This is a genomic window from Photobacterium sp. GB-1, from assembly GCF_003026165.1.
In the GTDB taxonomy this organism is placed as follows: domain Bacteria; phylum Pseudomonadota; class Gammaproteobacteria; order Enterobacterales; family Vibrionaceae; genus Photobacterium.
The window spans coordinates 40,331-66,726 of the sequence record NZ_PYOB01000023.1; the positions used below are offsets into that span (position 1 = coordinate 40,331).

General features: G+C 40.4%; 27 protein-coding genes, 5 tRNA genes and 1 pseudogene. 25 read left to right on the top strand and 8 right to left on the bottom strand.

The genetic code is table 11. The features are described from left to right. Positions 1–2: 2 nt before the first annotated feature. From C9J45_RS17575 to C9J45_RS17635, 13 genes are all read left to right on the top strand, one after another. The gene (locus tag C9J45_RS17575; RefSeq protein WP_060989724.1) at positions 3–365 is read left to right on the top strand and encodes a glycine-rich SFCGS family protein; all 363 of its coding nucleotides are present in this window, start codon (positions 3–5) and stop codon (positions 363–365) included. A 1-nt stretch (position 366) separates the two neighbouring features. Beyond that, on the top strand, positions 367–663 hold the full coding sequence (locus C9J45_RS17580) for a DUF4312 family protein (RefSeq protein ID WP_107208304.1): 297 nt from the start codon (positions 367–369) through the stop codon (positions 661–663). Between the two features lie 46 nt (positions 664–709). Then, the gene (locus tag C9J45_RS17585; protein ID WP_060989726.1) at positions 710–1,486 is read left to right on the top strand and encodes a DUF4311 domain-containing protein; all 777 of its coding nucleotides are present in this window, start codon (positions 710–712) and stop codon (positions 1,484–1,486) included. A 20-nt stretch (positions 1,487–1,506) separates the two neighbouring features. Beyond that, positions 1,507–2,157 carry a DUF4310 family protein gene (locus C9J45_RS17590; RefSeq protein WP_107208305.1) on the top strand — a complete coding sequence of 217 codons (651 nt, stop codon included), beginning with the start codon at positions 1,507–1,509 and terminating at the stop codon, positions 2,155–2,157. 55 nt (positions 2,158–2,212) lie between these two features. Next, positions 2,213–3,346 (top strand): amidohydrolase/deacetylase family metallohydrolase, encoded by a 1,134-nt coding sequence (locus C9J45_RS17595; RefSeq protein WP_107208326.1) that lies wholly within the window; start codon positions 2,213–2,215, stop codon positions 3,344–3,346. Then, positions 3,330–4,433, top strand: coding sequence for a DgaE family pyridoxal phosphate-dependent ammonia lyase (locus C9J45_RS17600; RefSeq protein WP_107208306.1), 1,104 nt, complete (start codon positions 3,330–3,332; stop codon positions 4,431–4,433). Before C9J45_RS17595 ends, C9J45_RS17600 begins: the two co-directional genes overlap by 17 nt. 20 nt (positions 4,434–4,453) lie before the next feature. Further along, positions 4,454–5,194 carry a KDGP aldolase family protein gene (locus C9J45_RS17605; protein ID WP_107208307.1) on the top strand — a complete coding sequence of 247 codons (741 nt, stop codon included), beginning with the start codon at positions 4,454–4,456 and terminating at the stop codon, positions 5,192–5,194. A gap of 172 nt (positions 5,195–5,366) precedes the next feature. Beyond that, on the top strand, positions 5,367–7,295 hold the full coding sequence (locus C9J45_RS17610) for a transcription antiterminator (protein WP_107208308.1): 1,929 nt from the start codon (positions 5,367–5,369) through the stop codon (positions 7,293–7,295). A 56-nt stretch (positions 7,296–7,351) separates the two neighbouring features. Further along, positions 7,352–7,813, top strand: coding sequence for a GNAT family N-acetyltransferase (locus C9J45_RS17615; protein WP_107208327.1), 462 nt, complete (start codon positions 7,352–7,354; stop codon positions 7,811–7,813). Between the two features lie 128 nt (positions 7,814–7,941). Beyond that, positions 7,942–8,856, top strand: a complete 915-nt coding sequence (locus C9J45_RS17620) for a LysR family transcriptional regulator (RefSeq protein WP_107208309.1) — start codon at positions 7,942–7,944, stop codon at positions 8,854–8,856. A gap of 189 nt (positions 8,857–9,045) precedes the next feature. Further along, positions 9,046–9,411, top strand: a complete 366-nt coding sequence (locus C9J45_RS17625; protein WP_107208310.1) for an SMR family transporter — start codon at positions 9,046–9,048, stop codon at positions 9,409–9,411. 17 nt (positions 9,412–9,428) lie between these two features. Beyond that, on the top strand, positions 9,429–9,758 hold the full coding sequence (locus tag C9J45_RS17630) for an SMR family transporter (RefSeq protein ID WP_107292823.1): 330 nt from the start codon (positions 9,429–9,431) through the stop codon (positions 9,756–9,758). Positions 9,759–10,034: 276 nt separating this feature from the next. Then, complete coding sequence (locus C9J45_RS17635) at positions 10,035–10,928, top strand: DMT family transporter (protein WP_107292824.1); 894 nt, start codon at positions 10,035–10,037, stop codon at positions 10,926–10,928. A 92-nt stretch (positions 10,929–11,020) separates the two neighbouring features. On the opposite strand, the gene C9J45_RS17640 is transcribed toward C9J45_RS17635, so the two are convergent. After that, positions 11,021–12,343 carry an amino acid permease gene (locus tag C9J45_RS17640; protein ID WP_158260230.1) on the bottom strand — a complete coding sequence of 441 codons (1,323 nt, stop codon included), beginning with the start codon at positions 12,341–12,343 and terminating at the stop codon, positions 11,021–11,023. A 118-nt stretch (positions 12,344–12,461) separates the two neighbouring features. Between C9J45_RS17640 and C9J45_RS21575 the strand changes: the two genes are divergently transcribed. Next, positions 12,462–12,599 (top strand): hypothetical protein, encoded by a 138-nt coding sequence (locus C9J45_RS21575; RefSeq protein WP_158260231.1) that lies wholly within the window; start codon positions 12,462–12,464, stop codon positions 12,597–12,599. A 37-nt stretch (positions 12,600–12,636) separates the two neighbouring features. Here C9J45_RS21575 and C9J45_RS17645 read toward each other — a convergent pair whose 3' ends face one another. Beyond that, positions 12,637–13,932, bottom strand: a complete 1,296-nt coding sequence (locus tag C9J45_RS17645) for a serine dehydratase subunit alpha family protein (protein ID WP_107292825.1) — start codon at positions 13,930–13,932, stop codon at positions 12,637–12,639. A gap of 481 nt (positions 13,933–14,413) precedes the next feature. Between C9J45_RS17645 and C9J45_RS17650 the strand changes: the two genes are divergently transcribed. From C9J45_RS17650 to C9J45_RS17660, 3 genes are all read left to right on the top strand, one after another. Then, positions 14,414–15,781 (top strand): NCS2 family permease, encoded by a 1,368-nt coding sequence (locus tag C9J45_RS17650; RefSeq protein WP_107208314.1) that lies wholly within the window; start codon positions 14,414–14,416, stop codon positions 15,779–15,781. A gap of 145 nt (positions 15,782–15,926) precedes the next feature. Next, a complete protein-coding gene (locus C9J45_RS17655; RefSeq protein WP_107208315.1) occupies positions 15,927–17,012 on the top strand; it encodes a linear amide C-N hydrolase in 1,086 nt (361 codons plus the stop codon). Positions 17,013–17,464: 452 nt separating this feature from the next. Then, positions 17,465–17,650: a hypothetical protein gene (locus C9J45_RS17660; protein WP_045150501.1), complete on the top strand. Its 186-nt coding sequence runs from the start codon at positions 17,465–17,467 to the stop codon at positions 17,648–17,650. 127 nt (positions 17,651–17,777) lie between these two features. On the opposite strand, the gene C9J45_RS17665 is transcribed toward C9J45_RS17660, so the two are convergent. Further along, the gene (locus C9J45_RS17665; protein ID WP_107208316.1) at positions 17,778–18,020 is read right to left on the bottom strand and encodes a Rho-binding antiterminator; all 243 of its coding nucleotides are present in this window, start codon (positions 18,018–18,020) and stop codon (positions 17,778–17,780) included. A gap of 876 nt (positions 18,021–18,896) precedes the next feature. On the opposite strand from C9J45_RS17665, the gene C9J45_RS17670 reads away from it, so the two are divergent. Beyond that, positions 18,897–20,612 (top strand): chitinase, encoded by a 1,716-nt coding sequence (locus C9J45_RS17670; protein ID WP_107291470.1) that lies wholly within the window; start codon positions 18,897–18,899, stop codon positions 20,610–20,612. A 62-nt stretch (positions 20,613–20,674) separates the two neighbouring features. On the opposite strand, the gene C9J45_RS17675 is transcribed toward C9J45_RS17670, so the two are convergent. Together C9J45_RS17675 and C9J45_RS17680 are read right to left on the bottom strand one after the other, a co-directional pair. Beyond that, the gene (locus tag C9J45_RS17675; protein WP_107247781.1) at positions 20,675–21,229 is read right to left on the bottom strand and encodes a hypothetical protein; all 555 of its coding nucleotides are present in this window, start codon (positions 21,227–21,229) and stop codon (positions 20,675–20,677) included. A 5-nt stretch (positions 21,230–21,234) separates the two neighbouring features. Beyond that, positions 21,235–23,313 carry an LruC domain-containing protein gene (locus tag C9J45_RS17680; protein WP_233217827.1) on the bottom strand — a complete coding sequence of 693 codons (2,079 nt, stop codon included), beginning with the start codon at positions 23,311–23,313 and terminating at the stop codon, positions 21,235–21,237. Positions 23,314–23,696: 383 nt separating this feature from the next. Here C9J45_RS17680 and C9J45_RS17685 point away from each other — a divergent pair. From C9J45_RS17685 to C9J45_RS17705, 5 genes are all read left to right on the top strand, one after another. Beyond that, positions 23,697–23,787: transfer RNA gene (locus C9J45_RS17685), tRNA-Ser, on the top strand. Between the two features lie 46 nt (positions 23,788–23,833). Continuing rightward, a tRNA-Thr gene (locus C9J45_RS17690) sits at positions 23,834–23,909 on the top strand. Between the two features lie 9 nt (positions 23,910–23,918). Next, positions 23,919–24,003 (top strand) — tRNA-Tyr (locus C9J45_RS17695). A 19-nt stretch (positions 24,004–24,022) separates the two neighbouring features. Continuing rightward, positions 24,023–24,097 (top strand) — tRNA-Gly (locus C9J45_RS17700). Between the two features lie 6 nt (positions 24,098–24,103). Then, positions 24,104–24,179, top strand: a tRNA-Asn gene (locus tag C9J45_RS17705). Positions 24,180–24,333: 154 nt separating this feature from the next. Here C9J45_RS17705 and C9J45_RS17710 read toward each other — a convergent pair. Continuing rightward, a pseudogene (locus tag C9J45_RS17710) lies at positions 24,334–24,444 on the bottom strand (IS6 family transposase); the annotation flags it as partial. Between the two features lie 228 nt (positions 24,445–24,672). Here C9J45_RS17710 and C9J45_RS17715 point away from each other — a divergent pair. Both C9J45_RS17715 and C9J45_RS17720 read left to right on the top strand, forming a co-directional pair. Next, positions 24,673–24,978: a hypothetical protein gene (locus tag C9J45_RS17715; RefSeq protein WP_107208320.1), complete on the top strand. Its 306-nt coding sequence runs from the start codon at positions 24,673–24,675 to the stop codon at positions 24,976–24,978. Next, entirely contained in the window at positions 24,975–25,253 is a 279-nt protein-coding gene (locus C9J45_RS17720; RefSeq protein ID WP_107208321.1) for a hypothetical protein, read from the top strand. Before C9J45_RS17715 ends, C9J45_RS17720 begins: the two co-directional genes overlap by 4 nt. Before the next feature lie 94 nt (positions 25,254–25,347). Here the strand turns inward: C9J45_RS17720 and C9J45_RS17725 are convergent, their stop codons facing one another. Further along, entirely contained in the window at positions 25,348–25,605 is a 258-nt protein-coding gene (locus C9J45_RS17725; protein WP_199187157.1) for a bacteriocin immunity protein, read from the bottom strand. Next, on the bottom strand, positions 25,595–26,396 hold an 802-nt coding region (locus tag C9J45_RS17730; protein WP_199187155.1), incomplete at its 5' end, for an S-type pyocin domain-containing protein. The genes C9J45_RS17725 and C9J45_RS17730, both read right to left, overlap by 11 nt.

A 26,396-nucleotide genomic window follows, 5' to 3' on the forward strand; every position in this document is an offset into this window, starting at 1 on the left:
TTATGACAACTATTAAAGTAGTAATTGGTGATCGTTTAGGTAAAGGTCAAAAAGTAGGTTTGGGTGTTGAAGCTGCAGGCGGCGCTGTAACGGTGATCCCTGGTATGGCAGCAGATATGAAGCTAGGTGATGTGATGCACCAAGAGCAAGCTGATTTTGGTATTTCATTCTGTGGTAGTGGTGGTGCTGGGGCAATTACTGCCCAAACCAAATATGGTTACAAAGCACGTTACGGTATGCGTTCTGTTGAAGAAGGTGTAACAGCTATCAATGAAGGTTGTAACGTTTTAGGCTTTGGCTTTATGGATAAAGAAGAGCTTGGTCAAAAGTTAGTTGAAGCCTTTATTAAAAAGCATCACGGTTAATATGAAAAAATCTATTACTACGACGGTTGAAGTCAGTGGTAAAGGAAATACAAAACAATCAGCTTTTAGTTCTGCACTAAATAATGTTCAAAAAACAATTCTAAAAGAAACTAATAACGTTATTTTACGAATTGAACCTGTGGATGTTGAAATAATAAGTGCAGAACATAAACAAACTACTGAGAAGTTTATGTTCTTTTTCTTACCACGAGAAAAATCTATTTATTCCATCACTATTAATGTCACTGTAAATATTACATTAATAGAAACTGATGAATTAAATTTCAAACAAATCTAATTATTAGCTACGAACATTATTTGTGTCTACATATAAAGGTATATAAATGTTCTTCATTATTTTAATAAAGTCACTAATTATTGGTGCATTAGTGGGTGTTGGCGTGGGTGTCGGCGCTGCTCGTATGTATCACGCTCCAACTATTCAAGGTATGGGGGCATTCCGTACTTTAGGGGAATTAAACTCGTGTGAAGGGGATCCTGCTTCTCACTTCTCTTTCGGTTTAGGCTTTTTCTTCAATGCTTGGGCATCATCAGTCGCTGCTGGTGCATTTACCCAAGACGTTGACCACCGTATTTTACCGAACTGGGGCGCAGCGGCATTGATGGTAAAAAATCGTGATGTCACCCAAACCTTACATGATCCGAAGAAGATGGGTATTGCCTGCGGCATCATCGGTATGATTGTCGTGGCATTTCTTAACTCAACCGCATCAGCGGTACCTGAAAGCTTACAAATTACAGCGGTAAAAGTGCTGGTTCCGGCAGCAAACATGCTGGTTAACGTGGCGATGCCGGTGATCTTCTGGTTAGCAGCGATTGAAGCAGGTAAGCGTTCTGGTTTTTGGGCAACTATTTTCGGTGGTTTGGCACAAATGATCATGGGTAACGCCGTGCCTGGTTTAGTACTTGGTATCTTGATTGGTAAAGGTGTGGAAGATAGCGGTTGGAATAAAGTAACGAAAAGTATGTTGTTTGCCGTTATCGCTCTGTTTGTTCTAAGTGGCTTCTTCCGTGGCTTTGATATTGCGGTATTAGAATCCTTTAGCCTAACTGTTCCTGATTGGCTGCATTACATCCACGGAAGTATCAGCGGTAAATAACCGAGCCGGAGTTGAAGAAAATGGACGATAAATTAAAGAATGATTTTTGGTACGCTGACTGGTCTTTCCCATTCTTTGTTGGTTTGCTGTCATCAGGTGTTTTTGCTGGTACACACATGTATTACCTCTACGGTATCGGTGCTTTTAACGAGGTGGCTTTCGTCGCCATGTTAAGAGCGGGTATGGATACCGGTGTTTACGGTGCAGTAGCGGCGTTTGGTGCAAGTTTCCTTTTTGCTCGCATCATTGAAGGTTCCTTGGTGGGTATCTTAGATATCGGTGGTGCTATTCAAACTGGTATTGGTTTAGGTGTACCAGCACTGTTATTAGGCGCAGGTATTGTATATCCACTCGAAAACTTTGCTGCCTCATTGGTTGTGGGTTTCTTCCTTGGTGTCGCTATTGGTTATGTGATCATCCTAGCGCGAAAGTACACCATCAACCAAAGTAACTCGACTTACGGTGCCGATGTCATGATGGGCGCAGGTAACTCTTCGGGTCGCTTCTTAGGTCCTCTGATTGTGTTATCAGCAATTGCAGCATCACTACCAATCGGTATTGGCTCTTTAATTGGTGCGCTTGCTTTCTATCAATGGAATAAACCTATTACAGGTGGTGCGATTATCGGTGCAATGGTGTTTGGTTCACTGTTCCCTGTTGCTATCAGTTAATCCTTGAAAGGTTGTGCTCTGCATGTTGGGTGCAGAGCACAATAAAGGCAAAGCAATGTATGACGTATTAATTAAGCAAGGCAAGTTAGTGAGTGGCGAAGTGGTGGATGTTGCGGTTCTGAACGGCAAGATTGCAGCACTGGGTCAACTGGATGTAACAGCAAAAAAGGTGGTGGATTTAGCGGGTGATTTTTATATCAGCGCGGGGTGGATTGATGGTCATACCCATTGCTACTCCAAATCACCGATTTATAACGATGAACCAGACTTAGTCGGGGTTGAGACTGGCGTTACCACTGTGATTGATGCTGGTAGCGTAGGTGCCGATGATGTGGGTGATTTCTATCACTGTTGTCAGCAAGTAAAAACCAATGTTTACAGTATCTTAAATATTTCTCGAATTGGTTTGCTGCGACAAAACGAATTAGCCGATATGGCAGACATTGATGGTGAGTTAGTGAAACAAGCCGTCAATCAGTATCCCGATTTTATCGTTGGGATCAAAGCCCGAATGAGTGGCAGTGTGGTGGAAGCCAATGGTTTAAAACCGTTGATAAAAGCTAAAGAGATCCAACGTAATCAGTGCCCATTACCTTTGATGGTACACATTGGTAATAACCCACCTAATTTAGATGACGTAGCGGATTTATTAGGTGAAGGGGACATCATTACCCATTGCTATAACGGCAAACCGAATCGCATTTTAACTGCAGAAGGTGAGTTAAAACCGTCGATGCAACGTGCTCTTGAGCGTGGTGTGAAACTCGATGTGGGACACGGTGGTGCAAGCTTTAGTTTTGCAGTGGCAGAGCAAGCGATTAAACAAGGTATTTATCCTGACATGATTAGCTCTGACATTTATTGCAAGAATCGTATTCATGGCCCGGTGCGTAGTCTCGCTCACATTATGGATAAGTTTTTAGCGATTGGTTTACCGCTACAACAAGTGATTGATTGCGTCACAGTAAACGCTGCCAAGTTACTTAAGTTAGAAAATAAAGGGCAGTTAGAAGTAGGTAAAGATGCGGATTTAACGTTTTTCCATTTAAACACTGAAACTGTTGAGCTGGTGGATTCTGATAATGATCAGCGCAGTGGCAAGACGAGCTTAAAACCTGCCGCAGCCATGGTTGCTGGCAAGATCATGACGACAAATTACGGAGTAGGATTCGATGTCTTCAATTCATGAAAAATACCAATTAAAAGAAGTCATTAATGCGTCAGGTCGTATGACTATTTTAGGTGTTTCGACACCAACAGAAACCGTGATGGATGCGGTGCGTGATGGTCTTGGCCAGTATTTTGAAATGAAAGATCTGGTGGTGAAAACCGGTGCTTATATTGCCAAGTTGCTAAATGTAGAAGATGCGATTGTGGTTTCTTGTGCCTCGGCGGGTATCGCTCAATCAGTGGCTGCGGTGATTGTGAAAGACGATCCGTATTTACTCGAAAATTTACACGCTCACGCTCATAACGTGGCGTCAGAAATTGTGATGCCAAAAGGCCACAACGTTAACTTTGGTGCACCAGTCGGCACCATGGTGACATTAGGTGGTGGCACACTAAAAGAAGCGGGCTATGCCAATGAGTGTTCGCCTGCTCAGTTAGCCGCCATGATCACCCCGCAAACAGCAGCGATTTTATACATCAAATCCCATCACTGTGTACAAAAGAGCATTTTATCCGTAGCAGAAGCGGCAGCCGTTGCCAAACAGCATGACTTACCTTTGATTGTGGATGCTGCAGCTGAAGAAGATCTGCAGTGTTACTACAACATGGGTGCTGATCTGGTTATTTACAGTGGTGCAAAAGCCATTGAAGGGCCAACCAGTGGTTTAGTGGTTGGACGTAGCCAATATATTGCATGGGTGCGTAAGCAGTCATTAGGTATTGGTCGTGCAATGAAAGTTGGTAAAGAAGGCATTTTAGGTTTAACCCACGCCATTACCGAGTACCTGCAAACTGAAAAAGAAACTGGTCAGCAAATGGTGGCCAAAATGGAACACTTTGTGGCGCAACTCAAGACCCTTAATGGCATTGATTGCCGTGTGGTTTGGGACAGCGCAGGACGCGACATTGCACGTGCAGAAATCTGTTTTGATGAAACGGTATTAGCAATGACAACACCTGAGATTGTGGCACGACTTCAGGGTGGTGATCCTGCGATTTATTGTCGTGGCTACAAAGCTAATGATGGGATCATTGAAATAGATGTACGCAGTGTCACAAGCGCACAACTTGACGTTATTTATCAGAATATTAAAGCATTATTTTAAATTTTTAAGAGAACACCACTATGTCATTGAAAGCAAAATTCTACAAAAACCGCGTATGTTTAAACGTGTTGGCTGGCTCTATTGATAACGCAGCAGAAATCTATGATGCCGCAGAAGGTCATGTCTTAGTTGGCGTACTATCTAAGAACTACCCTGATGTACAAACAGCGGTTGAAGAGATGAAAAAATACAGCGATAAGATCAATAACGCTGTTTCTGTTGGCCTTGGCGCTGGCGATCCAAACCAATCGATGATGGTTTCGCTGATCTCTCAGCATATTCAGCCACAACACATTAATCAGGTATTTACTGGCGTGGCAACCAGTCGTGCATTAGTCGGTCAAGATCAAAGTATTGTTAACGGCTTAATTTCACCAACAGGCACTGTGGGCATGGTGAAGATCTCAACCGGCCCTTTAAGCTCGTGCAATAAAGAAGCGATCGTTCCTGTGGAATCAGCGATTGCGATGCTGAAAGACATGGGTGGTAGCTCGGTGAAATACTTCCCAATGGGAGGGTTAGAAACCCGTGAAGAATTCGCCTATGTCGCTAAAGCGTGTGCTGAGCAAGATTTCTGGTTAGAGCCGACAGGCGGGATTGATTTAGAAAACTTTGAAGAAATCATGCAAATTGCGCTAGAGGCCGGTGTAACTAAAATCATTCCACATATTTATAGCTCAATCATTGATAAAGAAACGGGTAATACTCGCCCTCAAGATGTGCGTGTTTTACTTGATATGACCAAGAATTTGTTAAAATAACGTGATCTGATTTAACGGACCGGAAACGGTCCGTTAATATTTATAAGTCTATGAAATATTGTGAAACAGTTAATATTTAGAAACCAATGTGAATATGACCCAGGTCTTATGACGCATTGTTTTCAAATGTTAGCCTCCGTATATAAACGGACATCATTTAACGGATTATTCAATGATTCAATTCCCTTATCCTCGTCTTAATTTAATTTTTGATGCACTGCTGATGCAGACACTGCCGCAGCAAGAGTTGGCACAACGTTTTGATGTTTCTACCAGAACGATTCGTACTGACATTTCAGCATTAAATGATACCTTAGCGCACTACGGTGCTCAGTTGTTATTACGTCGAGGTGAAGGGTATTACATTGATATTTATGATCAGCAACGTTACAGCAATATCACTCAGCAAACCCAACAAATGAAGCAGTCACCACGTAGTGTTAAAGATCGGGTGACATATTTGATGTTGCGTTTATTGAACCAGCAAGATGGCTGTAAATTGGATGATTTGGCTAATCAGTGGTTTGTCAGCCGTACCTGTTTACAGGCTGATATGACCGAAGTACGTGAGTTGTTTCAGTCATACCATTTAGAGATAGACAGCAAGCCCCATTATGGGCTGTTAGTGTTTGGCAAAGAGTCATCCATACGTGCTTGTATTGCCCATATCTTGTACCAATTTAAGGCGTCAGATCCTACATTTATCAATTTATGTGAGCTATTTTACTCTGAGTGTGATTTTGCACAATTAGAGCAGCCACTGTTAACGGCAATGCAGCAGAATAGTATTAATTTGACCGATGAAGGTCTGCATCAGTTAATGGTTTACTGTGGCGTGGCGATCAGCCGTTTAAAGCGTGGTTTGGGTTGCGATCAAACCACATGTGCTAACGTGCCAAATAATGCACTATCAGCAGCCAAAGAAATCGCAGCCTTAATGGCGAGCGAAACTCAAACCATTATCGAACCTTGTGAACTAAATCATCTCGCGATTCAAATTGCTGCCCGTCGCGTTACTGGGATCAAGCATTGGCATGTTGATGATCGTAATGACAATGATGCTGATGCTTTTATTGATCATTTACTTCATTTTATTAACGATCACTTTAATTACAACTTGCTCAATGATCTGCAGCTAAAACATGACTTACTGGCTCATGTTCATCCAATGTTACTGCGTGTTGAGCATCAAATAACGATACCCAATCCATTAGCTGATCATATTAAACGTTATTATCCGCTTGCTTATGATATGACTGTGGGTGCTGTATCTAGTTGGGACGGACGACAAATCCCAGATGGTGAAATTAGTTTTTTAGTGATGCATGTTGGTGTTGGAATAGAGCGTAATTATGTGCAAAAAAAAGAACAGCAGCCGATAGTACTGCTGGTATGTAACTCTGGCACATCGGTGATCCGAATGTTGGAATCTCAATTGCTTAAAGCTATCCCACAGTTAGTGATCCATAAAATGCACTCGATACGTGAATACGATGCATTACATGAAGTTACTGAAGACTTTGTGGTTTCAACAGAAAAGCTGGTGGTAAAAAATAAGCCAACCATGGTGTTTTCACCGATTGCTAGCTCTTTTCAATTAGAGCAATTGAATAAACTGGTGCATGAGAATAGTAACCATATTAATGCGTTAGGTAAGTTCTTTCAGCCAAGTTTATTCACTCGAATTGAAACGCCTATGACGCAACATCAACTTTTTGCGCAATTGTCTACAGAGCTAGAAGCAAAAGGGATTGTGCCAAGCCATTTTCACCCATCGGTTATTGAGCGAGAAAATATTACTTCGACCATGTTAGGTGACGGTATTGCGATCCCGCATTCTCTCGGTCTATGTGCTAAGCAAAGTGCAGTCTATACCGTCCTTTCGCCACAAGGGATTGAATGGGGAGAAGGAAAACGTGCCTATGTCATTTTCCTATTAGCGATCAACAAAGATGATTATGAAGAAGCCATGGGGCTTTACGATCTCTTTGTCACTTTAATGAAGAGTAAGGCGGTCGAACATTTGTTGGCATGTTATTCATTTGAGCACTTTACCCATGTTGCCAATGAGTGTTGGAATAACTGCAAGAAAGATTGGTAATTTATCAACTGTAAGTGGTCGATATAATAGAAGGAACTAATGTGATTATTCGTGTAATGGAACACGCTGATTTAGAGCAAGCAGCAAAGGTGCATCAACAGGCGTTTGTACGTCAGCAACGCTCCTATGAGTGGATCGAATGTAACTTTAATGCCGCCCCGCGCTTTTTAAATTTTGTCGCTGAGCTTAATAGTGAAGTGGTGGGGTATATCGTTTGGGGGCAAAAAAGCGGTTTTCGTCCTGAAGTGATTTTAGAGTTAGAGCAACTTGCAGTGTTGCCAAGCCATCATAACCAAGGGATAGCGACACAACTTATCACTCAATCACTACCACAAGTGAAACAGCGATTAGCGGAACAAGACAGTAAATTAAAGCATATTTTGGTCAATACTCGTGCTGATAACTATGCGCAACAGATCTATCAGAAGCTATTAGGCGCCGAGGTGGAAATGACGATCAAATCGCTCTATTCTGCTGATGAAGTGTTTATGATTGCCCGAAACGTTTGCTCGGATTAATACCGTTTTTTAGTTTATCTCTGCGCCGTATTTGGCCTCATCTTTAAACAAGATAGCTGTTAAACTGGCTATCTTGTTTTGTTTTAGGCTTTATTATCAGTAAAGACGTTTTATCGGTGAGAAAGCAAATGTCGTATCAGTTAGAAGAGTTAGATCTGAATTTAATACGGTTATTAAAAGCGGTGGTGGAACATCGCAGTATTAAATTAGCAGCCATGCAGTTAGGGATCTCACAGCCAAGTGCCAGTCGTGGCGTAGTGAGGCTTAAACAGTTCTTTAATGATCCGCTGTTTGTGCGCAAAGCCCATGGAGTAGAACCATCACCCCTTGCGATTCGTCTCGCTGATGAATTTGATAATATCTTAGCGCCTATAGAAAAAGTGTTACTGGAGTTCTCTGAATTTAAACCAGAAACCTACCAAGGCTCGATTTCTCTTGTGGTTGATCCCTATTTGATGGATGAGCATGGTCAACACCTACTATCTTGCTGTCACAAGGCATTTCCAAAGGCGTCATTGGTGTTTTCTAATTGGGATAGCATCAGCCAAGATGACATGCTGGAAGGGAAAGTCGATTACTGCATTTTGGATCAAGAAACGGACATTGCGAAAGATATCTACATGCAGCCGTTATTTAAGGAAAAGCGAGTGATCTTGGCGAAAAAAGATCACCCAAGTTTACGGCTCGATAGTAATGATTGGGCATCGATAGCACCATTGTCATTGGTCTCGCTGCCAGCGCCTGCCGCTTATAAACCTTTGTGTACCGTTGAATCTGAATATCAACGCATGGGTTATGAGCCAAAAGTGTTACTCAAAACCTTTAATTTACGGGTCGCTTGCCAAATGCTGTTGGAAACCAACGCAATCATGTTTGCTAGCGAAAGTACTGCCGATTTAATGCCGGAATTACATGCCTATCCGATGCCTGTGGTGAACCGTAATTTCAGCCATTTTGTGGTCTCAGGTGGTTATCTTCAAACCCATCGTAATTATCCGCTCTACCAACATTTACATCAGGTGATACAGGCCGCATTCGGTTAAATTCTCTGATCATTTCTGCGCTATTTACCCTTTTAGAGATATTCAAATTTGAATATCTCAATTACCTATTGTGCTTTTGTGCGCTGCGGTAGTCTTGCGAGTAGATGCATTAACTTTATGTATTTTCACTACGAGAATGCGTGAAATTTGATGCTATCTACCTAAAAAATTAGCACAGTGGAGTCAATCATGTGGTTAGCACGAATATTTTTATTATTAGCCATTGCCGCAGAAGTGGCTGGTACCAGTACCATGAGCCTTATTTCCAGTGAAGGTGGAAATTGGGGGTACTGGGTGATGTATAGCTTAATTTGTATTTCATATTTTTTCTTGTCGTTGGCAGCAAAAAAGATCGCTATTGGTGTTGCCTATGCGGTTTGGGAAGGGCTAGGTATTGCGCTTATTACAATGGTTTCGGTGTTTGTGCTTGATGCGCAATTAAATACGCAAGAGCTGATTGGTTTAGCGATGGCAACTGTCGGGATCGTATTAGTGACACTTGGTGAAAGTCACAGCGATAAACCCAGTCATTCGCCCACAAGCGTGTCGGCATAACAACAGGAGGCAATGAAATGAGTCAATTTTTTACACTATCATTTGGTTTTGTTGTCCTTGCTGCGTTTGTCGATATTTTAGCGAACATGGCATTAACTCGATCAAATGGCTTTAGTCATAAACGTTGGGGTATTACTGCGATCGTCTTAGTCATATTGGCATTTACCCTGCTAGCGCAAGCGGTCAAAGAGATCGATTTAGCGGTGGCGTATGCGTCATGGGGAGCTATCGGTATTTTAGGTACCGCGATTGGTGGCTCGCTGCTGTTTAAGCAAAAACTTAAGCCTATCGGTTGGGTGGGGATTGCTGTGATGATCTCCGCTGTGATTGTTATGAAAACAGCGTAATTACGTATTTTAAAGCCCAATGTGATGTTGAATCCATTGGGCTTTTTGTTGCCTTTTTTCTGCGGTGAATATTGGGAGAAAAAATTAATAGCGAGAATTCAACATGTTCTGCTCTAAAGGCTGAAATAGTCTTGCTTTTTTGTTGATTAATATGTCTGACAAAAGACTTATTATGTCCGATTAGAGATATATGTATCTTAAAAGACGTGACAGAATAGCCTCGTTAATGATTCAGATATAGGTATCTGGACTAGAAAAATCTGAGAAAGGCAGACAATGTTCTATCTATTACCCTTAATTACCGTTGCAATATGGGCAGGGAACGCCATTGTCAACAAGATGGCATTCAGTGTCATCGATCCCGGTGCGATATCGTTTTATCGTTGGTTCTTCGCATTAGTCATGTTAACTCCTTTTGTTGCTAAATCTGTTTGGCGTGATCGTGCGGTGATTAAACCTTATCTAGCGAAATTAGCATTCCTTGGTTTGTTAGGTATGGTGCTAAACCAATCGTTAGGCTACTTCGCAGCAGCGACCACCACGGCAACGAATATTGCCCTGATCATTTCATTAGTGCCGTTGATCAGCATGTTCTTAAGTGTGCCTATTTTAGGTCAACGCTTATCACCGTTCGCATTGGTTGGCGCAGTGTTATCACTAAGTGGTTTAGTATTGATGCTAAGCCATGGCGATGTGAAAAGCTTGATCTCACAGGGTATCAAGCAAGGCGATATGTTGATGTTGATTGCAGCAGCGGTTTATGCGCTTTACTGTGTGTTGTTAAAACGCTGGAAAATGCCGTTCTCGACGTGGAAATCTGTGTACGTTCAGTGTTTATTTGCGGTCATTATGTTAACGCCATTGCTACTAAGTAGCGATCGTATGGCAATTACAGCATCTGCAGTCCCTTTGATTGCTTATGCTGCATTGCTTGCGTCAGTGATTGCACCTTGGTTATGGATGTTATCAATTGAACGTTTAGGTGCCGATCGTACCGCGATGTTCATGAACCTATTGCCAATTATGGCGGCAGGTATTGCGAGCGTGATGCTCAACGAGAAACTAGAGTCTTACCATTATATTGGTGGCATCATGGTATTAACGGGTGTTGCGCTGGCTCAGAAACGCATTAAAGCGAAGAAAGCAAAAGTGGCAATGACACCTGCTTAAGCACGACATTGATATAAAACGCCGTTGTATTGAAGCTTATTTAAGCTGCGTACAACGGCGTTTTTTTGTGTCAGAAATTTAGCTGTTAGCTATTAAAGGAAAGCTAATAGCGGCGAGATGCAGAGCAAAATACCGGTGAGGATGATCAAGTAGGTTGCTGTGCCTTTATATTTGTTCAATGATGGTACCTTGTATACCAAGTAGGCTGGGATCAAGCAGCCAACAATGCCGAAGATTGGTGAACAAATAGAAGTGAACGATAAGATCGGTAGATTCAATGCCACTGCCGCCCATGCGATCAGAATAATAAATACCGTCGTTAGTTTATTTACTAACTCAGTATTGATGTCGTGGTGAGCATACTTACGTTCAAGCATGTTCATTGCCAGCCCTTTACACGCCTCTTTAAACGCCAAGAACACCCCAAAGAACGACGTCACGACCGCAAAGATGTTGATCACGATACCGACGATTGTTGCCCAACTGCCGGGGAAGTAATGTGCAATCATCGCAAGGGCAGAGATATTTTCTTGCATCGCATGTTGTGCTTCAGACTGGCTGATCGCAAAGGTGAACGAGATGGCAAAGAAAAAGACCACCACAAACAAAATACTAAAGGCTATTTTCATCGCACGTGATGCTTTATAACGTGCCACTTCAATCGATTTTTCATGTGAGCGGTACGAAATCACCATTGGGCTCAACGATTGAATAAATAAAATCGAGGTTAAGGTAAAAGGTAGGGTGATGATTGCATCTTTAAGCATCTTGTCCCAGTCGCTAACAGCGGTAATATTGCTAAAATTCCATTGTGGGATCAGCAGTACGCCCATCACCGCGACTAAGGTGATCACCGTTACCGCCATAACCCCTGAGATCTTAAACAGGAACTTTTCACTTTTTGAGCCGATATAGCTCAGTAAGCAGATTAATGCTAAGCCATAGAAAATATTATGGTTTAAATGAGATTCAGTAACGCCAAAAGTATATAGGTACGAGGCACTGTCATTAGTGATGGCGAGAGAGTAAACCAATACCCAAATCACCAGCATGATGAAATATAAAATGCCTAATGCGATGCCCCAGTTTTTACCTAAGTAGCCGCTGATCACGCCTGGATAATCGGTACATTTCTTTGATTCAGCAAGAGTATTGATAAAGAGTTTCTGAAACAAATACATGGCAGGGTAGCCAATGACAGAAGACAGTAAAAAGACCCATAATCCCATGACGCCAACTTGTACTGGGAGAAAAACAATCCCAGCGCCAATGGCCATACCGATGCTCATGACAATCCAACCGACATCAACACTGTCGAATTTTGTTGCAGCCTTCCATTGTTGAGGTGTCATGTTTGCCTGTTGGTATAGGGGGACACTGGTGTTTGAAAGGGCGGTTTCTGTAGTAGGTTTCATTATATATTCCAGCTTATTATCATTGTTATGCTGACAGCGAATAGCTGGATTATGGATCTAGTCGTATAGTTACTAAATAACTAAAAGTTATAATATATAAACTATAGGAGTATAAAAGATGCAATTAGGTGCTTTTAATGATTGTTTTACTTTTAGCGATGACAGAAGAGGACAGAATGCTCTTTTAAAGAGGAAAAAAGAAAAGGCATTTAAGCGATTAAAAATAGGAAACCAGAGCAAAATAGCTCTGGTTTAGTCTTGTCGATTATTTATTAATCACATGTGTTAGAACATTATTTGTTAATCATAATATCAAGGATCTGAATATCAGTATGGGTCATAGCGCCATTTGCTAATGCAGATAAATTACGAATAGTCGTATCGACATCATCAGCGACAATGCCTTCATTGCCCGTTACTCGAATACCATCTAATGCCATTAAGGCAGATTTAACAGCAGATCCGGCAGCAGAAGAGACTTTCATCGCACAGCTGGCTTTTGCGCCGTCACAAATAATACCGGTGATATCTCCGATCATACTGCAAATCGCTGCACTGATTTGCTCCACATTTCCGCCCAATAACCATGTAATACCAGATACCGCCCCCATTGACGCAGTTGTTGCGCCGCATAATGCAGACAGCTTGTTTTGATAGCTTTTAATATAAATTGCCATTAAATGAGAAAGTATTAAGGCGCGGATCAAATGCTCATTATCAGCATTTACAAAATCGGCAACGACCACTACAGGCATGGTGGCGGCAATACCTTGGTTACCAGAGCCTGAATTACTCATCGCCGGTTTCATAGCTCCTCCCATACGCGCATCAGAAGCGGCAGCCGTGCGGAGTAATACATCGGTGAGTAGACCGCCTGATAATAAACCGCGATCAATGTTACGTTGAAATGTCGCGCCAATTTCTAATCCATATTGGCCCTTTAGCCCTTCACAAGATAATGCGTTATTGAGCTCATAAGCTTGTTCGATAAATTGAATATCAGTAATAGGCGCATTGGTCGCGAAATCAAAAATATCTTGAACGCCAGCATCACTAAAAGGTGAGTTCGATATTTCAATGACCTTTTGCTCGTTAGGTGACGTTTCGAAAACTGTAACACCATCAAGTTCAATACTGATCACTTGAGTATGGCTATCTGCGATAGTCACTGTCGCACAATGAGCTTGGTTATAAATACTTACCTTGGCATAAAGAATATTAGTGACATCAGCGACGTTAACCGTGACTTTATTGGCATCTAATAATGCTTTAGCTTGTTTAACGTTATCTGGCGTAATGTCCTTTAATACTTCTAATTTCGCTTGGCTATTGCCAGCCAGTGCACCTAAAGTTGATGCAATAGCTAAACCTGCCATTCCCGTACCGGGTACCATGACGCCGATGCCATTTTTCATCAAGTTAGGAGAAACACGCACATCAATATGGGTGATATTGCGTTCATGAAGTGGAAGTTGTTCCATCGCAATAGCAGCTGCAAGTGCCACAGACACAGGCTCTGTGCAGCCTAAAGCAGGAACAACATCACGTTTGATCACGTTAATAAATGCAGGCCAAAGATGGGTTTTCATAACTACTACCTTAATGTTCCAACCGGAGGAAAATAAACCGACAACGAAGAGAGGAGGCTTTATTTTTTTAATATCCTCTTTAACTTCATGGGTATTTTAATCGCTGCAAATATACGCTCGATAACGAAGAAATAAATTTCCTATTTAAATGAAAATTAAAGATAAAATAGAAAAATATTCTATTATTTTATTTATTGTTGAATGTTCTGTTGTGTTTATCACATTTTTAGAGGTTATGTTTTTATCTAAATGATAAGTCCATTTAGGTAGTGGAGATAAAATGCAGAGTATTTCAACTGGAAAATTGATTTAACACTAGCGAATTGAGGCTATTTATAGGTATGATCACGTCGTCATAGAATGAAGGTTGGTGCTAGCATCAGCCTTTTATTTTGAATAGAAACGGAAACGTTTGCGTTAATTTGGCAATACATTAGATTTGCTGAAAAATATCGCTTTTTTGATCAAATAGGAATTTACCATGTCTGCTGATAGCACACATCAACGCCCTTCTCATTTAGAACCTAAGAGTAAACTAGATAGCTATTTTGAAATTACAGCTCGCGGCAGTAATGTCAAACAGGAAATAATTGCGGGTTTAACCACATTTCTAGCCATGGTGTATTCCGTGATTGTGGTGCCTAGCATGTTGGGTGCTGCGGGTTTTAATCAAGGTGCGGTTTTTATCGCAACCTGTTTAGTGGCTGCATTTGGTTCATTACTTATGGGGTTATGGGCGCGTTTACCGATGGCCATTGGTTGTGCTATTTCACTTACCGCATTTACTGCATTTAGCTTAGTACTAGGGCAAGACGTGAGTGTGCCTGTTGCCTTAGGTGCCGTATTCTTAATGGGGGTTGTCTTTACATTAATAACGGTAACGGGTGTGCGTACTTGGATCATGAAAAATATGCCCAATGGTATTGCTCATGGTACTGGGATTGGTATTGGATTATTTTTACTTTTGATTGCAGCGAATGGCGTTGGGCTAGTGATCAAAAACCCAGCTGAAGGCTTACCCGTTGCTTTTGGTGATTTCACCGCGTTTCCAGTCTTCATGTCTATTTTAGGCTTGGCGGCTATTTTAGGATTAGAAAAGCGCCGTGTTCCTGGTGGCATTTTATTAGTGATTATTGCCATTTCTATCATTGGTCTTATCTTTGATCCGAAAGTGACGTACCACGGTTTCTTTGCAATGCCGACATTTGGTCATGATGGCGAATCCTTATTAGGTACAATGGACATTATGGGTGCCCTAAACCCAGTTATTTTGCCTACAGTATTAGCACTTGTGATGACGGCAATTTTTGATGCAACAGGTACGATTCGTGCAGTAGCAGGACAGGCGAATTTACTTAACCAACGTGGTCATATTATCAATGGTGGTAAGGCATTAACGTCTGATTCTGTTAGTAGCATTTTTGCAGGCCTAGTTGGTGGTTCTCCTGCTGCGGTATACATTGAATCTGCGGCAGGTACAGCTGCTGGTGGTAAAACAGGCTTAACAGCAACTACGGTAGGTGTACTGTTCATCTTCATGTTGTTTCTTGCACCATTAAGCTACTTAGTCCCTTCCTATGCGACAGCGCCTGCACTGATGTATGTTGGCCTATTAATGCTAAGTAATGTTAGCAAGTTAGATATGGAAGATTCTGTTGATGCATTATCTGGCTTACTGTGTGCTGTTTTCATTGTTCTAACAAGTAATATTGTTACTGGTATTATGCTTGGTTTTACTGCATTAGTTATCGGTCGATTAGTTTCTGGTGAAGTGAAAAAGCTCAATATAGGTACTGTCGTTATTGCGATTGCCTTAGTTGTTTTCTATGCTGGCGGCTGGGCTATCTAGCGACTAGTTCTATAGTAAAGTATTTTTTAAGCCCACTAAAAGTGGGCTTTTTTATACATATCAACATATAACACGTTGTTTTTATTTTCCATAATGGACTATTATCAAGGATTAATTATATGCGTTCACATTCACAGGCATATTTATGAAAAAAACGATATTAACATTGCTGTTGGCGTCATGTTTTAGCTCCGCTGCAAGTGCTTGTACTGGAATTACACTTGGCACAACAGGCAATGATCATATTCAAGCTCGTACCATCGAGTGGGGTCATAGCGATTTAAATAGTAAGTTAATTGTTTCTCCTCGTAATTATAGCTATACATCGATAATGCCAGATCAAAAGCAAGGGTTAACTTGGAAAAGTAAATATGGCTTTGCTGGGATCTCTGTTAGTGATGATCGTTTTATTGCTGAAGGTATTAACGAAAAAGGCTTAACGGCGGGTTTATTCTATTTCCGTGGTTATGGCTCACTTGCGAAATATGATCCTAACAATACCGCAAATAACATCACGGATATGGATTTCGTACGTTGGATGTTAAGTCAATATTCAACGGTTGCAGAAGTTGAAGCTGCGTTAAGTAAGATCAAGATTGTCACTGTTTACTTTGATGCTGAAGGTAACCCATCACCAACGGCGCACTGGCGTGTGTCGGATAAGCAAGGTAACAGCATCGTGATTGAGATAATGGATCACGGTAAGATAAATATTTATAAGAACACGGCTAAAGTGCTAACTAACTCGCCAGATTACAAGTGGCAGGTAACGAATTTAAATAACTATATTAACCTTCACCCGGGTATCAGTGCGCCACAAAAGATCAATGGGGTAGAAGCCCAATCGTTTGGTGTCGGCTCTAACTTTGTGGGCTTACCTGGTGATATTTCTCCACCGTCACGTTTTGTTCGCGCTGCATTCTATGTAAATAGCGCACCTGTATTGAAGACATCGCAAGAAGCAGTATCACAAGCTTTCCATATTTTAAATAACTTCGATATTCCAATTGGCAGTGAGTTTAACGATAAGTCACATATCCCTGATTTACCAAGTGCGACTCAGTGGACATCTGTTATTGATCAAGGCAATGGTGAACTGTTCTATAAAACGATGCATGACAGTACTATTCGTCGTGTAGAGTTATCTAAATTAGATTTCAATGCGAAGACAGAACACAAGCAACCACTTGATAATGGTAAGTTTACTACTCAAGATGTAGTGATTAAATAACCACAAACACCTAGTCGCTATTATGAGGGCAACAGCATGTTGCCCTTTTTATTGTCTTTTTTTGTGTCAAAAATGAATCTAGAAACGATCATTTTTGCAATCTTGCATTTTATTCATACTTGATCGTTAATTATTCACTACTATTATTGCGTACCCCATACTATTTATGCGCGATTGTGTCATTATTTAGTATCTTTTTATAATTTATATTATTGTTTTTAATAAACTTATTATTCTTCTTTAAAGAAGGTGTTGGGTTGCGTATTTATAACTCCTAAGATAAAACCAGAAAAAGATTAAAAAAATTTGAATCTACCATTTATGCACAACTAACGTTGCATTTTTATTGTAATGACAATTAATCAAAACGAGGTAAATTAAAAAGACCAACTGAGGAACCGCAAAGTGTTTCGGTAGGGTTGTTTAAAATATTCATTTAAGGTGCAGTCATTATGAAAGTAGTAGTAGAAATTTTAGAAGCAGGTAAATACCGTGATGTTGCTTGGGAAGGTCAATTTGTATCAGTGAAAGGTGAGCTACGCGCTGTTACACCTTCATATGCAGCACAGTTGATCAAACAATCTAAAGCGTCGTTATACACAGATGCTAATGGTGAAATGGCGTTTACTTATAAATAACTTAAATATGTTAAATAGTATATTTAAGTTTTTTGGTTAATAAAAAGGTGACTTATTATTCAAGTCACCTTTTTTGTTTTTTACTTGCATAGATGAGTGAAAATTAACCACTATTTACAATGTAAATTTAAAAATTAACCGTCTCAAAATGTGGATTCGCGGTGAGTGCCTGCATAGAGGCGAGATGATCGAGAACTATTGTTGAAACGGTATTATTCATTTTCAATTCGATACATTCTTCTCGCTGCGCGTTATAACAAGTATCTTGGGCGATCCCTGAAATTTTATCTCCATTTTTATACGTTAAACTCACATCAAGGTGGAGCATGCAGGCTATCTCAATATAGTCATGTTGATGACAACTGATCATTATTATTGCTCCTTAAATTACCGTTCACGACTATTTTAGATTACTCCCAGCGTTCAAGAAATTCAAAATATATACCTTAATAATCCCAATATGGTGACTTAGAAAGAGCACGTGATAGACGATGAGAAATATTGATTGTTATCACTGAAGTAAAATTAACTTAATCTTTTAGTGAGTATTACTGGGTTTATTTTAGCGTTAAGAAACATTGCTATAGGGCACTTTGCAATGTGTGATTATGTATAAACACATTAAAAATAAAATTCGAAATTATATTTTTAATGTGTTTGATATTACAATCATTGGATTTTTATATTATTTATAACGATAAATCTTCTGCTTATAAATTACTTTCTATAATAATAAATAATGAAAGTAGACTTTTCTCTGAGTAAACCTTAATTATTAATATTTTTGTTATTTAATGTGATCATACTCTAAATATATTAATCATAACGATGTGCAACTAAACTCATCTATTGTCTATTGCCAACCATATATTAAATGAATAAGTTAAAATCTTTATTTTTCAATGTTTTATTTGTTGCCTGTTGGCTTTGGGGTTTTCAAATAAAATAACAATAAATAGACTTTGCTAGCTTTCATTATTATGTTTTCAAATTTTGTGTACAGTGTGACAGCCAAAGATATTAGTTGAATGAATTTATTACAGCGTACATAAAAACAAGTTATGTGACACGGTTTTAACCATGGAACGTTGCCGTTATTAAGTAATTATTTGTAAATGTACTGATAGCTAAGATGAGTTTTGAATATTAAAATTATTAGCGTCGCATTAAATAAAATTGTTTGGTGAGTATGCCGACTTATTTTAGCTCTGAAAGATAGATAATTCGTACTTAAAAGGAATTTATAATGGCGAAAATAAGTCAATTAGCATTACTGATTGCTGGTATATCCGCGACAAGCAGTTATGCGATGAATCCACAGCCTGATCCCGAAAACCCTGGTGGCTACATCATTGAGCGGGCAGAAATAACAGCCGCAGAAGATGCAAAGACGTTAGATCCTATGTATGACGTTTGGGCTAAAGCACTCGAAACACGCCCAAATACAGAGGTTGAAGCGATCTACCCTGATGCTTCAAGCAACCCTGATAACGTAAAACGTGTTGAGCGAGTTTTTCCTGAAACAGAGTGGAATTTCTTGACACAAATGGCAGCGCCTGAATATACCTATACCCGTTTTCTACGCGCAATTGGTAAGTTTCCTGCATTCTGTGGCGACTATACCGACGGACGTAATGCTGATGAAATCTGTAAAACCTCTATCGTGACGGCATTTGCCCATTTCTCACAAGAAACGGGCGGCCATATCAGTATCGATAATTATTCGGATAACCCACTGGCATTAGAAGAATGGCAGCAAGCCCTCGTTCATGTACGCGAAATGGGCTGGTCTGAAGGTCAAGCGGGTTATACTACAGGTTGTGGGCAAGATGATTGGCAAAATAAACGTTGGCCATGTGCTGACGGTGAAGGGTATTTTGGCCGAGGCGCTAAACAGCTCTCTTACCATTTTAATTATGGTGCTTTCTCGGAAGTAATGTTTGATGGCGATGCAACGGTATTATTAAATGATCCGGGGCGTGTTGCTGATTCATGGCTGAACCTTGCCTCTGCGATTTGGTTTTTCTTAACCCCACAAGCCCCTAAGCCTGCGATGCTTCATGTAATTGATCGTACATGGAAACCATCACAACGTGAAATTGATGCCGGTATTACCTATGGCTTTGGTACCACTATTAATGTGATCAATGGCGGTATCGAATGTGGTGAGCAAAACAGAGAGAAAGGACAACCTGTTAACCGTATTCGTTACTGGGAAGGTTTAGCCGAGCATTATGAAATTGCTATTGCAGAAGATGAGAAAAACACCTGCTGGCAGCAAACACCCTATGGTAGTTTAAATCTTAATGGTGCCACTGACGTGCTTTACACCAACTGGGATGCGAACTGGAAATATTATTCTGATCGTCCAGGCGGTGTTTCTTTTGAATGTGAATTAGTCGGTTTTCAAACGGCGTATTCAGCTTTAGTTGAAGGTGATTACGAAAAATGTGTCGCGAATGCATATGGTTCTCACGCCAATTGGCCTGATGTGCGTGTAGTTGATAAATTACCTGATACAGATAAGCCTGTGGATCCTGTAGACCCGCCAGTCGATGGTGTGGATACATGGCAAAGCAATAAAGTTTACACTGGTGGCGATAAAGTCAGTTACCAAGGTGCTGTCTATAAAGCGAAGTGGTGGACACAAGGCGATAACCCTGCAAGTGGTGGTCCTTGGGCGCTAGAAAGTGGTACACCAGTGACTCCTGAGCCAGTTGATCCAATCGAACCTCCTGTTGATCCTGTTACGCCAGTCGAACCTGTTGATCCAGTTATTCCTGTCGATCCTGTGGTTCCTGTAGAGCCCGTTGATCCTCCTGCAACTGATACACCTGCATGGAATGTAGGAGCTGTGTATGTTGGTGGCGACAAAGTCAGTTATCAAGGAAGTGAATATAAAGCGAAGTGGTGGACGCAAGGGAATAAACCCGATGCTGGGAGCCCTTGGCAAAAGTTGTAATAAAAACTAACAATTAGAGAAAGCCCGAAAGATAAACATAAAATGTCTTTCGGGCTTTTGTTTTATAAATTAATACGTTCAATAGGAAATGTGATCGCTTTTTGTGTAATAATTTGATTATCATTCAGTGAGATTATCTCAATAAGCAGCTTGTTAATATCTGGCGTTAAAAATAGGCTGCCCTCATAATTTGCTTCAGTAATAGCTGTTGCCATGACTCTATCATCATGATTAACAATGTAATTACCGTCATCATCAGTGCTATAATTTCGATAAATATTGACATAGACATCTTCAAATATTGGATTAGTAATGTTTAAGGGGATCGTTGTGATATTGCCCGAAAAATTAATATTACTCGCCTCTAATTCTGGAAAGTTGTCTTCGTCTTGCTCAGTTAAATCGTCATCACTAATATTATCAATATCGTCACTTTCACCGTTATCTATATTATCGTCACCGCTATCTTTCACTGGAAAAAAGATAGGGGGTTGCACCTGAGCACTGGTATCACTTTCTGTTTCTATAGGCTGATTGGTTTGATCGGATGAACTTTCGCTTAAACAACCAGTAAAGATCCAAGTGATGAGTAGTAACAGTAATCGAGAGTTTTTCATCAGTATTACTCCACTGTCAGAGAATATACGTTTAAGGGATCAGGGTGCATAAACCATGTATCATGTTCACTGTCATTATTGTTGAGATAGTTTTTGATATCAGGGTAGGCAGATAAAATACTTTTCCCTTCTACCGGATTATTCCAATTAGCAGGTATTAAAATCGCAAATGGGATCCCTGATTTATTTTTATAACTGTCGCAGCTTTTTTGAATACCACAATTGATGCTGGCATCGCCTGAATCATCATTACCACTTTTGAATAAATTTGGATTAGCCTTGATTGTTGGAGAAAAGTCCTTCAAATGAATTTCTAGACTTCGAGAAGGCGGGGCTAGAAAACCATGATTATCATTGGGCGAAGCAAAAATAAATGGATTTAAATATGGAGATAAATCTTTAGGGTAGGTAACAGGTTCGTTGAATGTGATTTTCATTGAAGCTTTTACGGTTACATTTTTATCTAATTCACAATTAGGATCTACGCGTAAAAACCCGTTGTCACATTCAGAAGAAAAGTATTGCTTTAATGAGTCCGTGACAATCAAAACTGCGTCATCATCTGGGCTGTCAGTTGCTTCTACAATACTTGCTTGGTATGCATTATTTACGACAACATAGCTGTTTTCGGTATCAACACTCGAAGAGGTAACGCCGTCTAATTTAATAGCAAAACCATTATTATATTCCCCACCGTAAGCCTGTAATTCAATATCAATGTTCAGTTGTGAAAGCTTGCCAGTAGTGGCTTGTTGTACATGTCCAACACGGTATCTCAGGACGACATCATTAAAATCAAAATCATCTTCATTAGGCCAGCGGTCTTCAAACGCGAGAGTTGCATAACTTCCTTGAGAAGGAAACCAAGAATAACTTTCTTGCTTGTCATAGCTGGTAATTGAAATAGGGTAGTCTTCGACTTCTCCTCGTTCACCACGCCCTAGATGTGAAATATTTGGATCTTCATTTAGCCTAAAGCGAACCCATGTTTGATCTGTTAAGCTTGCATCACTTGGAACGTCGATAGCAAGGTGGTGGGTGCCACCGAGCAGTGAGACATTTTGGAGCACATTCTCGTTAGGATCACTAAAGTTACCATTGTTATTCCAGTCAACCCACGCAGATAGATATCCCGTTAAAAAGCCGCCGACTTTTGCCGTGAAAAAAGAGGTTGAGCCTTGATTTAAACTCATAGTTGCGAAAGTTATCCCTTGTTCATCATCACTGTCATTATTATCATCAAACGCAGGATAAAGTTGTGCGAGCAGATCTTCATCAGGTTTACTTCCTAAGTAAAGATGAGAAGACACTTGATGATGCGCACCATTGACAGAAACTGAAGTACCATAAGAATTTGGTGCATCACCAAAATCATAACCTTTTATAGCGAGTGTCATATCACGACAACGAGCTATATCAATCGTACTACTAACATTCGTTAGGGAAGGTAAGGAAATATAACGGAAACTTTCTTGTTCATTGAGGGGAGTGATATCATCAAAAAGGTATAACTCTCCTGTTTTAGAATCAATAATGTATAACATTCCATTAGCATCGAAAAACTGACCACTAAAATTACGTAATCCTTGAAGCCCTGTTGATTGTGATAGTTCCACTTTGTTATCTTCTAACGATTGCGAAAGGTCAAATCGGTGAATATTTCTACTGTTATCAATTGCATAAACAACCCCCTCAGGATGAATAGCTAGATCTGCCAGTGTATAAAAAGCTTGTTCCTTTTTTAATACTTGGGTTGCTTGCTTCGTTGATAAATTAATGCGCCATATACCTTCCTGCTTGGCATAGAGGTACAAGTTATCGTTATGAACATCGCCTGCGGTGTAATCATGTTCGGGTAAATCAACTATATCTAACTCATCGGCGTTGAAACCATTATCAATGCGCACTACTTTTTTATTTATTACTCCATATAAATAACCATCGAGAGTATTGAAACCCACTGCATCATAACTATTAGGTATTAAGCCTGAGTTATTTGTCTGTCGATCAATGTTAATGAATGAGATATTCGCAGTATCATGAAAGAAATAGCCTGTTTGGTTACATGAAAATGAGTTTGCCAAGCTATTACTCATGAAGGAGGTAAACAAAAAAAATGAAAAAAATATGTACAGATAGCGTTTCATTGTCACTCCACTTCCAGTTAGCGTTTGAAACATCCTTAGTTAAGAATCAACTTTAATGCCAGTTAAACGTACACACATAACAATAGGTTATGGCGCTTTACACTTTTGTTATTCTCATTTTTGCAAAACGCTATGAATTTTAAGACAGTGTTTATTTGTAATATGAGTCTTTTAAAAAACTGAAAAGCAGTAAATCGCAGGGGAGTGATGTTTTTTTGAATGACTACCTCATATTTGATTGATAATTGACTAATTGATTTTTTTTTCAAAATATTCCCTTTACAGCAGCAAGTTAGCTCGATATTATTCATCGCACTTACGGAGAGATGGCTGAGTGGTTGAAAGCACCGGTCTTGAAAACCGGCATACGTTTATAGCGTATCTAGGGTTCAAATCCCTATCTCTCCGCCATATTTAATTGTTAAGCTTTGGCTTGATGATAAAACGAAATTTTAGTGCCGACTTAGCTCAGTAGGTAGAGCAACTGACTTGTAATCAGTAGGTCACCAGTTCGACTCCGGTAGTCGGCACCATTAAATTTCGGTGGGGTTCCCGAGTGGCCAAAGGGAGCAGATTGTAAATCTGCCGGCACTGCCTTCGAAGGTTCGAATCCTTCCCCCACCACCATAATTTGCAGAGATGCTTAGCAGGCATCGTATAATGGCTATTACCTCAGCCTTCCAAGCTGATGATGCGGGTTCGATTCCCGCTGCCTGCTCCAAACAATTCCTCCTTAGTTCAGTCGGTAGAACGGCGGACTGTTAATCCGTATGTCGCTGGTTCAAGTCCAGCAGGAGGAGCCAAATAAAAAAGCCCGCAAGCAATTGCGGGCTTTTTTACGTCTGTAAAAAATCACTTAAAAAATGCTCGGTGACCAAACGGTGACCACCATTTTTTGTAGGCTGGGGCTGTTGCAAATAATTTAACGGGTATATTGAGCCTACAATTAACTTTAAATTACGCGTAAATCGCATCAACATTAAAGAGACGATTCATAAAGGCGGATCTATCCTGTACTTTTGTTTTAGGTTAATCATGACGTAGCCAAAAATCAAATTGCCACTTATTTTACATTCGTTTGCTGTGCTAAGTGTCGCTAAGGTGTGTGCCGTTTCCATGTGCTTTTTGTTTTCTCCTTATTGTTCTCATCGCTTTTTCACGGGCTGTAACGTTGCACAGCAGAACCTCTAAAACAAGGGTGAAATACACGCTACGCGCCCTTGCTTTAAAGAACCTGCAGTGCCTCGAAAAAGTTAGGCGAAAACGGCGATGCGAAACCCCATAAGGAGAAAAGCGATGGCACATTCCAACTCACACTCACCAAGCTTCACTAAGTCACATCAACCGAGCAGCGTATCACCGCTGCACCACTCAGGCTCTACAACGATGAGCGACAGAGCCTGCGATTACCTCATTGATAAACGTCTGCACCAACTCTATACCCGACTGCGCGAATGTAACCCAAGCGTATTGGATATGGTGAATGCGCTTAATTTTGTGTTGCGACAATACCCCGCATTAGGGCCGGTAATTGGTACTTGTCACGATCTGGAATGTTTTATTGAAGCGGTAGAAAGTTACGATCAGGAGGGCGCGCTATGAGTCAACCGTATTATATGGCAATAGCCAAAACCATTTTAAGCCAACTCGGTGGTAACCGTTTTATTACCATGACCGGTGCGAAACATTTTGTCGGCCTTACCGAACCAGGGCTGCAATTTGATTTACCTACGGATATAAGGGCAACCAACAAAGTGACACGGTTACGGGTAATTTTAGATTCGAGTGATACCTATACGGTGATCAGCTTTCGTAAAAAGCGTGGCCAACTTTACCGAAATGACGGGGCTGTATACGTCGTTGTAGGTGTGCGGTAAGTGTTAAAAAGCCCTGCAAAGCAGGGCTTTTTAACAGTATAGGTATTTATGCGTACTGAATCGGAAGTTACTGTAGTGCTAATATTCTTTGTTTCTATTCAACTTTAAATAACGGTAAGCCTTGAGACTTTCGCCATTCTTTTATGATTTTCGTAATACCTTCAGGAGAACAATTAGCTTCATTATCAGGGTAATATATTAAATCTGTTCCATCTGGGTGCTCAGTTAATAATTCAAACTTCTCCAGCAAAGTATCTAACTTATCATCGTTAAAAGCAGTATTCTCTTTAAAAATCAGATCCATAAGTTCAACAAACTCACTTTCTGTATAATCTTGTATTTTAGATTTCATTCTTATGTATCCTAATATGATTTTTTGCGGTGACTATTCTTAAGTTATCAACATTATAAACTTCACCTCCATATTGTATTTCTTCAATGTGGTGGATTTCAAAAGAATTTCGCTTTCCAACTTTATCAATACTTCTTGTTTTAGGTGACTTACCTAATAATATTCGATTCTGGTTTTGTTTATTAAATTGACTCATTAGAAATTCATCTTTAGAGACCTCAACCCAAAATGCTTTTCTAAACACATCAAAACTTGAAAACTCTCTGCCTCTTAATTTATCGGCTATCTGGGACGGTATTGGTGCTCCTAATCCTTGTCCTGCTTTTTCTAACCAGATCCCTGTTATATCTTCACCTTTCCCAGTAACAACTCCTGGCTCATTACGAGCGGTTGTCTTAAAGACCAGATACAGAGGCTCAATCCCTGAACCTTCAGGGAACACAAGAATTCTATCTTGCCAATCACTCTCTGCAGGCATAGGTAATACAGTCGATGAGTCATTAACCGCATCACTGAGTGGATTAACCCAAATATCATCGAATGACACACCATCATCTTGAGACGGCGTTGTATGGGGCACTTGATTTCCAGTCTCGTCTGGTGACCAATATATCGTTGGGCCACCTTCTTCTAGTGCGACTGAATATTGACCTTGTGCGTTCTGACCCACATACCGAACAGGTACTTTGTCGTCACCATCGCCAACATGAAAAGCTCTGACTGTAGGGTAAACATCATCACCTTCGGGTTCTATTATCTGCACACGAATACGGCTTTTGACTTCTTGCATT